Annotated in this window: 11 protein-coding genes and 1 pseudogene; 9 read left to right on the top strand and 3 right to left on the bottom strand. The window is 71.7% G+C overall.

Annotation, left to right across the window (positions count from 1 at the left end; all coding sequences use genetic code 11):
- The first annotated feature begins 17 nt into the window (after positions 1–17).
- The 5 genes and pseudogenes from ABZS71_RS34765 to ABZS71_RS34745 all read left to right on the top strand — a co-directional run bounded on the left by ABZS71_RS34765 (position 18) and on the right by ABZS71_RS34745 (position 3928).
- Complete coding sequence (locus ABZS71_RS34765) at positions 18–1409, top strand: molybdopterin molybdotransferase MoeA (RefSeq protein ID WP_356216653.1); 1392 nt, start codon at positions 18–20, stop codon at positions 1407–1409.
- A 95-nt stretch (positions 1410–1504) separates the two neighbouring features.
- Positions 1505–1750, top strand: a pseudogene (locus ABZS71_RS34760) (Ion channel protein); the annotation flags it as partial.
- A gap of 10 nt (positions 1751–1760) precedes the next feature.
- Complete coding sequence (locus tag ABZS71_RS34755) at positions 1761–2738, top strand: NAD(P)H-quinone oxidoreductase (RefSeq protein ID WP_355850512.1); 978 nt, start codon at positions 1761–1763, stop codon at positions 2736–2738.
- Positions 2739–2857: 119 nt separating this feature from the next.
- Positions 2858–3301 (top strand): hypothetical protein, encoded by a 444-nt coding sequence (locus tag ABZS71_RS34750; protein WP_355850509.1) that lies wholly within the window; start codon positions 2858–2860, stop codon positions 3299–3301.
- 66 nt (positions 3302–3367) lie between these two features.
- On the top strand, positions 3368–3928 hold the full coding sequence (locus tag ABZS71_RS34745) for a bacterial proteasome activator family protein (protein ID WP_355850506.1): 561 nt from the start codon (positions 3368–3370) through the stop codon (positions 3926–3928).
- A gap of 432 nt (positions 3929–4360) precedes the next feature.
- On the opposite strand, the gene ABZS71_RS34740 is transcribed toward ABZS71_RS34745, so the two are convergent.
- On the bottom strand, positions 4361–6025 hold the full coding sequence (locus ABZS71_RS34740; RefSeq protein ID WP_356216650.1) for a protein kinase: 1665 nt from the start codon (positions 6023–6025) through the stop codon (positions 4361–4363).
- 307 nt (positions 6026–6332) lie between these two features.
- On the opposite strand from ABZS71_RS34740, the gene ABZS71_RS34735 reads away from it, so the two are divergent.
- The gene (locus tag ABZS71_RS34735) at positions 6333–7940 is read left to right on the top strand and encodes a protein kinase (protein ID WP_356216647.1); all 1608 of its coding nucleotides are present in this window, start codon (positions 6333–6335) and stop codon (positions 7938–7940) included.
- A 38-nt stretch (positions 7941–7978) separates the two neighbouring features.
- Here the strand turns inward: ABZS71_RS34735 and ABZS71_RS34730 are convergent, their stop codons facing one another.
- Both ABZS71_RS34730 and ABZS71_RS34725 read right to left on the bottom strand, forming a co-directional pair.
- Positions 7979–9016, bottom strand: coding sequence for a phosphotransferase (locus tag ABZS71_RS34730; RefSeq protein WP_356216644.1), 1038 nt, complete (start codon positions 9014–9016; stop codon positions 7979–7981).
- 92 nt (positions 9017–9108) lie between these two features.
- Entirely contained in the window at positions 9109–9768 is a 660-nt protein-coding gene (locus tag ABZS71_RS34725; RefSeq protein ID WP_355850494.1) for a response regulator transcription factor, read from the bottom strand.
- A 323-nt stretch (positions 9769–10091) separates the two neighbouring features.
- Here ABZS71_RS34725 and pdhA point away from each other — a divergent pair, with 323 nt between their 5' ends.
- The 3 genes from pdhA to ABZS71_RS34710 form a co-directional block, all read left to right on the top strand.
- Positions 10092–11261 carry a pyruvate dehydrogenase (acetyl-transferring) E1 component subunit alpha gene (gene pdhA / locus ABZS71_RS34720; RefSeq protein ID WP_356216641.1) on the top strand — a complete coding sequence of 390 codons (1170 nt, stop codon included), beginning with the start codon at positions 10092–10094 and terminating at the stop codon, positions 11259–11261.
- 1 nt (position 11262) lies between these two features.
- Positions 11263–12243, top strand: a complete 981-nt coding sequence (locus tag ABZS71_RS34715) for an alpha-ketoacid dehydrogenase subunit beta (RefSeq protein ID WP_355850488.1) — start codon at positions 11263–11265, stop codon at positions 12241–12243.
- A gap of 22 nt (positions 12244–12265) precedes the next feature.
- Positions 12266–12835: biotin/lipoyl-containing protein (locus ABZS71_RS34710; protein ID WP_356216639.1), on the top strand; the 570-nt coding region annotated here is incomplete at its 3' end.

Below are 12835 nucleotides of genomic sequence, written 5' to 3'. Positions count from 1 at the left end.
GCACCGGCGCCGTAAATATACGGTCCAGGCCCCCCGCCCCGGAGGCCCCGCACCCACACCCCAAACGCACCCCCGGCGCACCCACCCGCACCCCCGGCGCACCCACCCGCACCCCCGGCGCACCCACCCGCACCCCCACCGCACCCACCCCCTGGCCCGACGCCCGCGCCATCGCCGCCCGCGCCGCCGTCAAGGAGGCCGCTCACGCGGCGCCCGTACTACGGCCGCTCCCCGACGCGCTCGGGCATGTGCTCGCCGCGCCTCTCGCCGCGCTCACTGATCTGCCGCCGTTCGACACCTCCGCCATGGACGGCTGGGCCCTCGCCGGCCCCGGGCCCTGGCGGCTGCCTACCCCTACGGAAGACACGGAAGACAGCGAGCACGGCATTCTGGCCGGCCACGACGAGGCGCCCCCGCTGCCCGACGGGCGCGCGATCCGTATCGCCACCGGCGCCCGTGTCCCACCGGGCGTCACGGCCGTGCTGCGCAGCGAGTACGGGACGGACACGGGCGACGGCTGGCTGTACGCGGACGCCGCGCACCCCGTCGTGCTCGGCCAGGACATCCGGACTCGAGGCCAGGAGTGCCGCAGCGGCGATCAGCTGCTTCCGCTCGGCACCCTGGTCACCCCCGCCGTGCTGGGGCTGGCCGCGGCCGCCGGGTACGACGAGCTGGCGACGGTGCGCAGGCCGCGGGTGGACGTGCTCGTCCTCGGCGATGAGCTGCTGCACGAGGGGCTGCCCCACGACGGCCGGATCCGGGACGCGCTGGGTCCGATGCTGGGCCCGTGGCTGCGGGCGCTCGGCGCCGAGGTGCTGGGCATCCGGCGGCTGGGGGACGAGGCCGACGCGGTGTACGCGGCCGTGGCCGAGTCGTCGGCCGATGTGGTGGTGACGACGGGAGGCACGGCGTCCGGGCCGGTGGACCATGTCCATCCCACGCTGCGCCGTCTCGGCGCGGAGCTGCTGGTGGACGGGGTGGAGGTCCGCCCGGGCCATCCGATGCTGCTCGCGCGCCTCGGGCCGGGGAGGCATCTGGTCGGTCTGCCGGGCAATCCGCTCGCGGCTGTGTCGGGTCTGCTGACCTTGGCGGAGCCGCTGATCAGGACGTTGACGGCGCGCCCCGCGCCCGTGTCGTGGCCGGCTCCGCTGGCGGAGCCGGTGCATGGACATCCGCGTGACACCCGTCTCGTCCCCGTGGTCTTCCGGCAGGACGAGGCCCTTCCGCTGCGTTTCAACGGCCCGGCGATGCTGCGTGGTATCGCGGTGGCCGACGGTCTCGCGGTGATTCCGCCCGGCGGGGCGGTGCGGGGTGCCGAGGTCGAGGTGCTGGATCTGCCCTGGTCGGGCGGCGGGGGCGGCGGGGTGAGCCGGGGAGGCGACATGCCGGGCGGTGCGGGAGACCGGTGACGGCATGGCCACCCTGGAGGGCCCCGCGTGAAGCTGCCCAGTCAGGACGCGGCGGCCCGTACCTCCGAGGACACCAGCCACCGCGTCCGTCTGCCGCATTGCAGAGCCCGACGGCGGGCGCGGTGATCGGGGATCTGATCCAGCAGGGGTCGGGGCTCGATCTGGTGGAGCGCACGGTCGTGAAGTCGGAGGTGGGCAAGTCGGTGCGGGAGACGGACGACCTGGTGGTGTCCGTGTTGCGCGGGCACCGCCTGCTGGCGTACGACGACCCGGACGCGAGTCCGCCGCGGGCGGCCGACCGGCTGATCACGATCGTTCGCGCACCGATGGTCCAGGAGTAGCCTCGCGGCCATGCATGCGATCACCATTCCCGAACCCGGCGGCCCCGAAGCCCTTGTCTGGGCCGAGGTCCCCGATCCCGTGCCCGGCGAGGGGGAAGTCCTGGTCGAGGTCGTGGCCAGTGGCGTCAACCGTGCCGATGTGCTGCAGCGTCAGGGCGTCTATCCGCCGCCGCCCGGCGCCCCGCCCTATCCCGGTCTGGAGTGCTCGGGCCGGATCGCGGAGCTGGGGCCCGGCGTGACCGGCTGGGCGGTGGGCGACGAGGTGTGCGCGCTGCTCTCGGGCGGCGGGTACGCCGAGAAGGTGGCGGTGCCGGCGGGGCAGTTGCTGCCCGTCCCGGAGGGTGTGGACCTGGTCACGGCCGCCGCGCTGCCCGAGGTGACGGCGACCGTGTGGTCGAACGTCTTCATGATGTCCCATCTGCGGCCGGGCGAGACGCTGTTGGCGCACGGGGGATCGAGCGGCATCGGCACCATGGCCATTCAGCTCGCGAAGGCGGTCGGGGCGCGGGTGGCGGTGACCGCGGGCGGCCCCCAGAAGCTGGAGGCGTGCCGTGAGCTGGGGGCCGACATCCTGATCGACTACCGCGAGCAGGACTTCGTCGAGGAGGTCCGGCGGGCCACGGACGGGGCAGGGGCGGACGTCATCCTGGACATCATCGGCGCGAAGTATCTCGCCCGGAACGTGGAGACGTTGGCCGTCAACGGACGGCTGGCGATCATCGGTCTGCAGGGCGGGGCGAAGGCCGAGCTGAACCTCGCCACGATGCTGGCCAAGAACTGCGCCGTGATGGCCACCGGGCTGCGGAACCGTTCGCTCGCGCAGAAGGCGGCGATCGTCGCGGCGGTACGGGAGCATGTCTGGCCGCTGATCGCGAGCGGGCGGGTCCGTCCGATCGTCTACCGGACGATCCCGATGCGGGAGGCCACCGAGGCGCACCGGCTGCTCGAATCCAGCGAGCATGTGGGGAAGATCCTGCTGACGGTGTGAGCGCGGGGGTGCGGCGGCCGGGGCGCCGGTCCGAACGGCCGCGCCCGGAATGCCCGGGATGTACCGGCGTGTGAGGCTGGGCGCGTCAGATGATGGTTCGGCACGGGAGGGTGACGACCGTGAACCCTGCGCTCCGCACACTGCCCGCGACGGCCCTGCTGGCGGGCGCCGCGCTGACGGCCGCGCCTGCCGCGCGCGCCGACGACGGCGGTCTGGCGGGCACCCGCGCCGGCGAGGGCCGTGCGCACCCCGGCCGTGCCGAGACGCCCAGCGCCTCGCCGTCCGACGACGACCCCTCGGCCGGGGCGTACGACGAGGACGAGGGGGTGGGACGGTTGCCGTTGATGCCCGACTGGACGCCGTCCTCCCTCCTCGTCCCCGAGAAGCCGGACCGGAATCAGGCGCAGCGGCTGCCCCGGTCCGAACAGCCGTACGATTCCTCGCGTACCGGGGCCGAGCCCAGCGGCCAGGCGATGCGGGTGCTGCCGCTGGGCACCGGTCTCGCCCTCACCGGACTCGGGCTCGGCCTGGCGTTCTTGGGGCTGCGGCTGCGCCGCCGCTGAGACCGGCGCCGCTCGGCATGACCCCTCGCCCGCCGTACGAGGTGCCCGTGCGGAACAATGGGGAGTATGAACCAGCCGATGAACGAACGAGCGCAGGAGAGCCCGCACGTCCTGGTCGTCGGTCCCGACGGCATGGCACTCGGCGGTGCCATGCCTGGCGAGGGCAGTGGTGACGACGAGTCGCGCGAGGTTCCCGTGACGGACATGGTCGAACAGCCGGCGAAGGTCATGCGGATCGGCAGCATGATCAAGCAGCTTCTGGAGGAAGTCCGGGTGGCACCTCTCGACGAGGCCAGCCGGGTCCGGCTCAAGGAGATCCACTCCAGCTCGGTGAAGGAGCTGGAGGACGGCCTCGCCCCCGAGCTGATCGGGGAGCTGGAGCGGCTGTCGCTGCCCTTCACGGACGAGGCGGTGCCGACCGAGGCGGAACTGCGCATCGCCCAGGCCCAGTTGGTCGGCTGGCTGGAGGGTCTGTTCCACGGCATTCAGACGACCCTGTTCGCCCAGCAGATGGCGGCGCGCGCACAGCTGGAGCAGATGCGCCGGGCGCTGCCGCCGGGTGTCGGCGGCGAGGAGGGTGAGGCCGGGCCGCAGCAGGGCGGTGCCCGCTCGGGCCCGTATCTCTAGCGACGCGCCTGCCTGTCTCTCTTCGGCGGGCCGCCTTTGGGACACATGTCGCGAAAGGCGGCCCGCCGCGCTGTTTCCCCACCGCGAAATGGCCCATGCTCCGGGCCTCTCATTGGCCGGGCCACGGACGATCCGGGGGCGGGGCTCGTGGGCGGGGTGGTGCCGGGGGACGCGGTCAGCTCGTTCGTCCATGTCGAGGACGCGGCGCGCGCCGCCGTCGCCGCGCTCGGCCTGGCCGAGCGGAGCGGTCAACGTCGTCGATGACGAGCCGGCGCCCGCCCGCCTCCGGCTGCCCGCCTTCGCCGCCGTGGGCGCCCCGCGCCCGCCGAGGGGCCGGGCGCTGGACGGGAGGGGTGGGAGCGGGGAGCCGACAGCACCCTGGCCCGCCGTCTCGGCCGGCGGACCGGCTTCACCGTGCTGTGAGGCGCGCGCCTACTGCGGGTTGCCGGTGGAGACCGTCAGCTCGATGGTGTCCGTGTCCGGGTTGTACGGCTCGTAGTTGCGGTACGTGTAGTTGAGGACGGTGCCCTTGCCCCACAGATTCTCGTCCTCGGGCACGACCCGGTACTTCCAGCCCGCCGCCTTGAGGCACTTCTTGACCGAGTCGATGTAGAGGTTCTGGAAGTCGGGCACGGAGTACGTGCCCTTCTCGTCGCCCTCGTACGCGTCGGTGCACTTCTCGGTCTCGATCGTCTTGGTCTTGTCGCCCATGCGGAAGCCCGACTGGGTCTCGGAGGCCGACGCCGACGCCGAGGCCTTCTTGCCGGTCTCCCCCTTGCTCTCGTCGTCCTTCGAACCGCCGCCACCGCCGCTGAGGGCTACGACCAGGACCACGGCGAGGACCGCGATCGCCGCGACGACCGAGGAGCCTATGATCACGCGCTTGTTGCTGTTGCCACCGCCGCCGCCCGCGGGCCCCGTAGCCGGGCTGGGCGCGATGTTGTACGGCGGCGGGGTGCTCGGGCCGCCCGAGTACGAAGGGGTCGGGGTGTGGTAGCCCTGCTGCCCCATCGGCTGGCCGGCCGGCGGCGGGGTGGACGGGCCGAAGGCGCCGTACTGGCCCGGGGCGGGCTGCTGCGGCTGGTACGGCGTCTGGACGCTGCCGGGGCCCGGGGCGGGCGTCTGCTGGTCGACGGGCGGGAAGACCGCCGAGCCGACGCCGGAGCCGCTGCGGGCCGGGGGGCCGCCGCTGATGATGATCGGGGAGGCGCCGGTCTGGCCGGTCCGGGTGACCCGCGCGCATTCGTCGCGCATGGCCTCGGCGGTGGGGAAGCGCTCGTTCGGGTTCTTCTTCAGCGCGCGGGCGACCAGCGCGTCCACCGCCGGGGGGATGGACTGGTTGATCGAGGAGGGCGCGACCGGCTCCTCCTGGACGTGCGCGTACGCGATGGCGAGCGGCGAGTCGGCGTCGAAGGGCAGCCGGCCGGTCAGCAGCTCGAAGAGCATGATGCCGACGGAGTAGAGGTCGCTGCGCGCGTCGACGCCGCGGCCGAGCGCCTGTTCGGGGGAGAGGTACTGCGGGGTGCCGACGACCATGCCGGTCTGGGTCATGGAGGTGACCCCGGACTGCATGGCGCGGGCGATGCCGAAGTCCATGACTTTGACCACATTGCGCTTGGTCATCATCACGTTACCGGGCTTGATGTCGCGGTGAACCAGCCCCATCTCATGGCTGATTTCCAGCGCCGCCAGCACATCGCCGGTGATCTTCAGCGCCTTTTCGGTCGGCATGGCGCCGTATTGCCGGACATCGGCGTCCAGAACAGACCGCAGCGGCTGCCCCTCGACGTACTCCATGACGATGTACGGCATGAGCGAGTCGTCGACGGTGTCCTCGCCGGTGTCGAAGACCGAGACGATGTTGGTGTGAGTGAGTTTCGCGACAGACTGGGCCTCGCGGCGGAAGCGCTCACGGAAGGACTGCTCGCGCCCCAGCTCCGTGTGCAGCGTCTTGATGGCGACCTGGCGGTCCAGTACGGAGTCGTAGGCCAGGTGCACGGAGGCCATGCCGCCTTCACCGAGCAGATCGCGCAGTTGGTAGCGGCCGCCGGCCAGGGACTGCCCCTGGTACCGGCCCGGTGCGCCGTGCTGGCTCATCTCGTACTTCCCCCCCGGCGCACTCACTACTCTGACGCGCACGTTCCGACGCATTGATCTTGAAGTTCTGGATATCGTGGCCAAGTCTGCCCCAGGTCACGGACACGTCAAGCCACGTGCCCGTTCCGTGACCGGATGCGCAAGAACCCGTCACGCGATTTGCATCACTCCACCGTCAACAGGTTTGATGGCCGGTCCATCACCAACGATGCGCGGCGCGAAGGCTGTAGCGTGCCTAGCAGAAACCGTACCGCCCGCGGCCGGGGCGATCACCAGACCCCCACCTAGAACGAGACGGCGAGGACCGATGGCACAGACCCAGAGCGCCCAGGGGCCCTCCGAACCTGACGCCAACGGGTCCGGAATGTCGGATTCACCCGAAGCGTGGGGTAACGGCGGGCTTGTCGGCGATGGCCGATATCGCCTTACCGGCCGCCTCGGCCGTGGCGGCATGGCGGAGGTGTTCGCCGCCGAGGACGTCCGGCTCGGCCGGACGGTCGCGGTGAAGCTGCTCCGCGCCGACCTGGCCGAGGACCCGGTGTCCAAGGCCCGCTTCACCCGCGAGGCACAGTCCGTCGCCGGGCTCAACCACCACGCGGTCGTCGCGGTCTACGACTCCGGCGAGGACGTCGTCGGCCCGAACACCGTGCCGTACATCGTCATGGAGCTGGTTGAGGGCCGCACGATCCGCGATCTGCTGCTCAACGCCGAGGCCCCGCCGCCCGAGCAGGCGCTGATCATCGTGTCGGGGGTGCTGGAGGCGCTCGCCTACAGCCATCAGCACGGCATCGTGCACCGTGACATCAAGCCCGCGAACGTGATCATCACCCACAGCGGCGCCGTCAAGGTGATGGACTTCGGCATCGCCCGCGCCCTGCACGGCGCGGCCTCCACCATGACCCAGACCGGCATGGTCATGGGCACCCCGCAGTACCTGTCGCCCGAGCAGGCCCTCGGCAAGGCCGTGGACCACCGCTCCGATCTGTACGCCACCGGGTGTCTGCTGTACGAGCTGCTGGCGCTGCGCCCGCCGTTCACCGGTGAGACCCCGCTCTCGGTCGTCTACCAGCACGTTCAGGACACCCCGGTGCCCCCGTCCGAGATCTCCGGCGGCACGGTGCCGCCGGAGCTGGACGGCTTGGTCATGCGCTCGCTCGCCAAGGACCCGGACGACCGGTTCCAGAGCGCCGAGGAGATGCGCGGGCTGGTGCAGTACGCCCTGCAGATGCTGCAGGAGGCGGGCGGCCACACCGGCGTCTGGAACACCGGCCCGGTCACCCAGCACCTGGGCGGATCCACCCCCGCCATGGGCATGGCCGGTATGTCCGGTACGAGCGCGATGCAGCACCCGGGCCACGGCGACACCTCCCAGCAGCCGCTCATCCCCGGCCGCGGGGGCGACGACGGCGGCTATGACGGCGGTTACGGGGACGGCGCCGGCGGCCGCCGGCGCGGCCGCGGCAAGCTGTGGCTGATCGCGGCGCTTGCCGTGGTCGCCGTCGTGGCCGGAGTCGCGTTCGCGCTGCACGCCGGCCAGAAGAACGACAACAAGAATCCGGGCAAGTCGCCGACGTCGACCTCGCGGCAGCACAAGACCTCCGAGCCGAGCGACAAGCCGAGCAAGGAGACGTCGGAGCCGACCCCGTCCGACGAGGGCACCTCCGGGAACACGGGCGACAACGGTACGTACACCCCGAGCACCGAGCCGACACCCTCGTACAACAGCGACGTCCCCACGGATCAGCCGACGGACCAGCAGACGGACCAGCCCACCGACCAGCCGACGGACCAGCCCACGGATGAGCCGACGGACCAGCAGACGACGCCGGGCGGCGGGGGGACCACTCCGCCACCTGCCACCGAGCCCACCGACCCGGGCGGCGGCGCCACCAACGGCGGCCTCAGCGGCGGCTGACCCGCACCACCGGCTGCGGCTGACCGGGCTCGCGCCCGTCAGCCGCAGAAGGCGTCGCGGACCGCTTCGTACTCGCGCGTCCACCACACCACCAGCGCGGCGGCCGCCGGGAACTGGTGATCGGCGCGCCGGTCCCCGCGCTGGTAGCGCCAGCGCAGCATCCAGAAGTCATTGAGCCGCTCCCACCACACCCGGTGCACGGCCGCGGCCATCTCGGCGGCCCCGGCGCCCGCCGTGCAGCGGTACGCCCGCGCGTAGGAGCGCACCTTGGCGAGCTCCAGAGTGCCCCCGGGACGTACGAAGAAGATCGCGGCGGCCCGTACCGCCTCCTCGGCGCGCGGCTGCACCCCGAGCCGGTCCCAGTCGACGATGGCGGCCGGTTCCGTATCGCGGTAGAGCAGATTCAGCGGGTGGAAGTCGCCATGGACCCAGCCGGTGGCCGGCACGGCGTCGGCCTCCGGGCGGCGGTGGGCGTGCCGCTCCAGCAGCGCGCGCCGCTCGACGAGGCGGTGCTCGGCGAGTTCGTCGAAGGTGTCGCGCGGCCGGTGGCCCCGGACGAGCGCGAGCAGTTCGTCGATGACGGCGAAGGTGTCCTCGGGGTCGGCCGCCGCCTCGGGCGGCTGCCGGTCGCTCGTACGGGCCCGCATGACCTGCTCCAGACAGGTGTGGACGACCCCGAGCAGCCCGCCGAGCCGCCAGCACTGGGGGGCGGTCAGCTCCCCGCCGTCGCGGTGCCGCCCGTCGATCCAGGGGTGGAGGGCGTAGCAGCGGCCGCCGACGATCGCGACGGTGTGGCCGTGGGCGTCGGGGATGGGCGGGGCGACCGGCACGCCGAGCGCGCCCAGCCGCTGCGTCACCCGGTGCTGGCGGGCGATGGCGGTGCGGTCGCCGTCGAGGTGGTGTTTGAGGAAGAACCGGCCGCGGGTGGTGGCGAGGTGGTAGCCGCGGTTGAGCAGTCCTTGGGCGAGCGGCTCGCAGGACACCGCTTCACCGGTGCTGTCGTAGCGGCGGAGCAGGGCGCTCAGGGTTTCCCCGTCGGGAGCGGCCTCGGCGAGGTGGACATGTGAGCGCGGCACTTGCCAGATGTTAGATCACCGAGGATCACCGGCAGGGCGTGGTGTGACGCCGGGGGTGGGTCGGTGCTATGCGGTGCGCGGGCAGGGCCCGTTCAGTGCTTCTCGGCCTGCAGCCGGGCGACATAGGCCGCGGCCTGCGAGCGGCGCTCCATGCCCAGCTTGGACAGGAGACTGGAGACATAGTTCTTGATCGTCTTCTCGGCGAGATGCAGCCGCTCGCCGATCGCCCGGTTGGTCAGCCCCTCCCCGATCAGCAGCAGGATCCGGTGTTCCTGCTCGGTGAGGGAGGCGAGCCGGGCGTCGGGCTTGGCGGCCGCGCCGCCGCGCAGCCGCTCCAGCACCCGGGCGGTGGCCACCGGGTCGAGCAGTGACCGGCCGGCGGCCACGTCCCGCACGGCGGCGAGCAGTTCGCTGCCGCGGATGTCCTTGAGGACATAGCCGGAGGCGCCCGCGATGATGGCGTCGAAGAGCGCCTCGTCGTCGGCGTAGGAGGTCAGCATCATGCAGCGGATCTTCTCGTCGTGCGAGCGGATCTCCCGGCAGACCTCGACGCCGCTGCGGTCCGGCAGCCGGATGTCGAGCACGGCGACATCGGGGCGGGTGGCCGTGATCCGGGTCAGCGCGTCGGCCGCGGTGCCCGCCTCGCCGACCACTTCCATGTCCGGCTCGCTCGCCAGCAGGTCGCGCACGCCACGTCGTACGACTTCATGGTCGTCGAGTAGGAAAATCCGGATTTTTCCTTCTTCACGCACGGATACAGTCTCACACACGACGTCTTCCCGTGCCTTTGTCCCGCGGGATAACGTGCGCTTGTCCGGCGGCTTGCGGGGCTGTGACCAGTGGATGTTTCCCCATCCGCGCGATTTACTTGGAAATCCAAGCAAAATTGCAGGTCAAGTGGGGTTTCGCAGAGATGCTATGCACTGGGTAACGTGCCTTTTGCAGGGCCAGCCGCCGGGAAACCTGTCACGCCCGGTCGGGCTTCGGCGCACCCACCCCGTGCGCCGTCGCCGAACGGGCGAGCCGCAACTGGCCGTCGGCGGATCCCGGGGGCCGGACAGACGGAGGAGCACACGTGACCGTGGAGAGCAGTGCCGCGCGCAAGCCGCGCCGCAGCAGCGGAACCAAGCGCACCACGAGCGCGGGGAACGCCAAGAAGCAGTCGGCTGATCGCCCCGAGCTCGTGCAACTGCTGACCCCCGAGGGCGAGCGGGTCGAGCATCCCGAGTACGCCATCGACCTGGCCCCCGACGAGCTGCGCGGTCTGTACCGGGACATGGTGCTGACGCGGCGGTTCGACGCCGAGGCGACCACCTTGCAGCGCCAGGGCGAGCTGGGCCTGTGGGCCTCGCTGCTGGGCCAGGAGGCGGCGCAGATCGGCTCCGGCCGCGCGCTGAACGACGCCGACTACGTCTTTCCCACCTATCGCGAGCACGGCGTGGCCTGGTGCCGGGGCGTCGACCCGACCAATCTGCTGGGGATGTTCCGCGGGGTGAACCACGGCGGCTGGGATCCCAACAGCAACAATTTCCACCTCTACACCATCGTCATCGGCTCGCAGACGCTGCACGCGACCGGCTACGCGATGGGTGTGGCCAAGGACGGCGCGGACGCCGCGGTGCTGGCCTACTTCGGGGACGGCGCCTCCAGCCAGGGCGATGTCGCCGAATCCTTCACCTTCGCCGCGGTCTACAACGCCCCGGTGGTCTTCTTCTGCCAGAACAACCAGTGGGCCATCTCCGAGCCCACCGAGCGGCAGACCCGCGTGCCGCTCTACCAGCGCGCCCAGGGGTTCGGCTTCCCGGGCGTGCGGGTCGACGGCAATGACGTGCTCGCCTGCCTCGCCGTCACCAAGGTGGCGCTGGAGCGGGCGCGCACCGGCCAGGGGCCGATGCTCATCGAGGCGTTCACCTACCGCATGGGCGCCCACACCACCTCCGACGACCCGACGCGCTACCGCTCGTCCGAGGAGCGCGAGCTGTGGGAGACCAAGGACCCGATCCTGCGGCTGCGTACCCTGCTGACCAACGAGGGGCTGGCCGACGACGCGTACTTCGCCGGCCTCGAGGAGGAGAGCGACGCGCTCGCCAAGCGGGTGCGGGAGGCGGTGCGGGCCATGCCCGACCCCGACGACATGGCGATGTTCGAACACACCTACGCCGACGGGCACGCACTCGTCGACGAGGAGCGGGCTCAGTTCGCCGCCTACCAGGCTTCGTTCGTCTCCGTTGAGGAAGGCATCTGACATGGCCGCCGAGAAGATGTCGCTCTCCAAGGCGATCAACGCGTCGCTGCGCACGGCGCTCGAGAACGACCCCAAGGTCCTCATCATGGGCGAGGACGTCGGCAAGCTCGGAGGTGTCTTCCGCGTCACCGACGGACTGCAGAAGGACTTCGGAGAGGAGCGGGTCATCGACACCCCGCTCGCCGAGTCCGGCATCGTCGGCACCGCGATCGGGCTCGCGCTGCGCGGCTACCGCCCGGTGGTGGAGATCCAGTTCGACGGTTTCGTCTTCCCCGCCTACGACCAGATCGTCACCCAGCTCGCCAAGATGCACGCGCGCTCGCTCGGCAAGGTCAAGATGCCGGTCGTCATCCGCATTCCGTACGGCGGCGGCATCGGCGCGGTGGAGCACCACAGCGAGTCCCCCGAGGCGCTCTTCGCGCATGTCGCGGGCCTCAAGGTGATCTCGCCGTCCAACGCCTCCGACGCCTACTGGATGCTCCAGCAGGCCATCGGCAGCGACGATCCCGTCATCTACTTCGAGCCCAAGCGCCGCTACCACGACAAGTCCGAGGTCGACACCTCGGCGATCCCGGGCCCGCTGCACGCCGCCCGGGTGGCGCGGCCGGGGACGGACCTCACGCTGGCCGCCTACGGCCCGATGGTGAAGGTCGCCCTGGACGCCGCCGCGGCGGCCGAGGAGGAGGGCAGGTCGATCGAGGTCGTGGATCTGCGGTCGATGTCGCCGATCGACTTCGACACCGTCCAGCGGTCCGTCGAACGGACGGGCCGGCTGGTCGTCGTGCACGAGGCGCCGGTCTTTCTGGGCACCGGTGCCGAGATCGCCGCGCGCATCACCGAGAGGTGCTTCTATCACCTTGAGGCCCCGGTGTTGCGGGTCGGCGGCTTTCATGCGCCGTATCCGCCGTCGCGGCTGGAGGATGAGTACCTTCCGGGGCTTGACCGGGTGCTCGACGCCGTAGACCGTGCGTTGGCGTACTGAAGGGCTTGAGGAGATCGTGACGATGACCGCAGTCGAACAGCGCTTCCGTGAGTTCAAGATGCCCGACGTGGGCGAGGGACTGACCGAGGCCGAGATCCTCAAGTGGTTCGTGCAGCCGGGTGACACGGTGACCGACGGTCAGGTGGTGTGCGAGGTCGAGACCGCCAAGGCCGCCGTCGAGCTGCCCATCCCGTTCGACGGGGTGGTGCACGAGGTGCGCTTCGGCGAGGGCGAGACCGTGGACGTGGGCACGGTGATCATCTCGGTGGACACCCAGCCGGGCGCGGGGCCCGCGCCCGCGCCCGCCCCCGAGGCCGCCGCCGAGCCCACGCCGCAGGCGCCCGCCGTCGCGCTCGAGCCCGCCAAGCAGCAGGAGGGCCGCCAGGCCAATCTGGTCGGCTACGGCGCGGCGCCCTCCTCCACCAAGCGCCGCCCGCGCAAGCCGCTCCCGGGCCGGCAGCGCCCCGAGGCCGCCGCCCCGGCCGCCGAGCCCGCGCCCGCGGCTGACTCGGTCCGCAGTCTGCTGATCGCCTCCCGCGCCAAGGAGGCGTTCGACGTCGATCTGACGCCCCGGGACATCCTGACCGCGCAC

Origin of the sequence: Streptomyces sp. NPDC005393, assembly GCF_040606675.1 — a bacterium.
Taxonomy (GTDB): Bacteria; Actinomycetota; Actinomycetes; order Streptomycetales; family Streptomycetaceae; genus Streptomyces.
The sequence above is the reverse complement of the archived record's forward strand: the minus strand, read 5'-3'. Positions and strand labels throughout refer to the sequence as shown.